We start from the raw sequence: 1,437 nt of genomic DNA, 5'->3' as shown, positions 1-1,437 counted from the left end.
GCCAGATTGTCCGGACACAGGCCGGGGACATCCGGCGCGCCCGGATCATCGTGTTGTGTCTCGGCAATGTCGTCCAGGATCAGCACGCTCACGCGCAGCATGGCGCGGCTGGCCGGGAGATGATCTTGCAGATCGGTGCAGGTCAGTACTGCGCGTGGGCGACTGTCCTCCAGCAGGAAGGCCAGACGCTCGCTGGGCAGTTCCGGATCCAGCGGCACATACGCCGCGCCGGCCTTGAGCGTGGCAAGCACCGCGACCACTTGCTCGATGCTGCGCGGCAGGTACAGGGCGACCCGATGCTCCAGGCCGACACCGGAACGGCGTAGACGCTGGGCGAGTCGGTTGGCCCGTGCATCCAGTTCGGCGTAGCGCAGGGTGTGTTCGCCTTCGCTGACCGCGATGGCATCGGGCGTGCGCCGCACCTGTGCTTGGAACAGGGTGTGGATGCAGGTGGCCGGTGGAAGCGACGTGCTCTCGGTGACGGTGAAGCGCTGCAATTGCGCGCGTTCGTCGGCGGGCAACAGCGGCAGTTGCGCGACACGGACATGCGCGTCGGCGACCATGCCGCGCAACAGGGTCACGAACTTGGCCAGATGGCGTTCGATAGTGCTGCGCTCGAACAACGCCGTGGCATACCCCAGGCTGCCGACGATACGATCCTGCTGCTCGTGCAGCGAGAACTCCAAATCGAACTTGGCATCGCCGGCCTGTGCCGGGATGGGCTGCAACCGAATGTCGGGCAGGACCAACTCGGCCTCGGGGACGTTCTGCCAGGTGAGCACGACCTGGAACACCGGGTGCGCAGACAAACTCCGCTCGGGATTGAGCGCTTCGATCACCTGTTCGAATGGCACGTCCTGGTGATCCTGCGCGGCCAGTGCGGTGACGCGCACCTGCGCCAGTAAGTCGGCGACGGTCGGCGCACCGCGTAGATCGATGCGCAGTGCCTGGGCATTGACGAAGAAGCCGATCAGCGCTTCGAGTTCGCTACGGGTGCGATTGGCGACGGGCGCGCCGATCACCACCTGGTCTTGACCCGACAGCCGTGACAACAGCACGGCCCAGCCGGCCAGCACGGTCATGAACACGGTGGTGCCGTGGCGCTGGCTCAGGGCACGCAGGGCGTCGGTGAGTTCGGCATCGAGGGCGATGTCGACATGGTCGCCGCGATAGTCCTGCACTGCTGGACGCGGATGGTCGGTAGGCAGTTCCAACAGTGCTGGCGCGTCATGCAGGTGCTCGCGCCAGAAGCCAAGTTGACGTTGCAGCAGTGGTCCGTCGAGCCAGCGGCGTTGCCATACGGCGTAATCGGGATATTGGATCGGCAGCGGCGGCAGCGGATCGGGTTGGCCTTGCACGAAGGCGGCGTACAGCGCGCTCAGTTCCTGCACCAGCAACGCCATCGACCAGCCATCCGAAACGATGTGGTGCATGGTC

General features: G+C 65.6%; 1 protein-coding gene. It reads right to left on the bottom strand.

The window, feature by feature from the left end:
- On the bottom strand, positions 1 to 1,437 hold a 1,437-nt coding region (locus tag XalbCFBP2523_RS15730), incomplete at both ends, for a non-ribosomal peptide synthetase (protein WP_146084144.1).

The organism is Xanthomonas albilineans, from assembly GCF_002939705.1.
GTDB classification, from domain to species: domain Bacteria; phylum Pseudomonadota; class Gammaproteobacteria; order Xanthomonadales; family Xanthomonadaceae; genus Xanthomonas_A; species Xanthomonas_A albilineans.
This window is presented reverse-complemented; position numbering and strand designations above follow the sequence as displayed.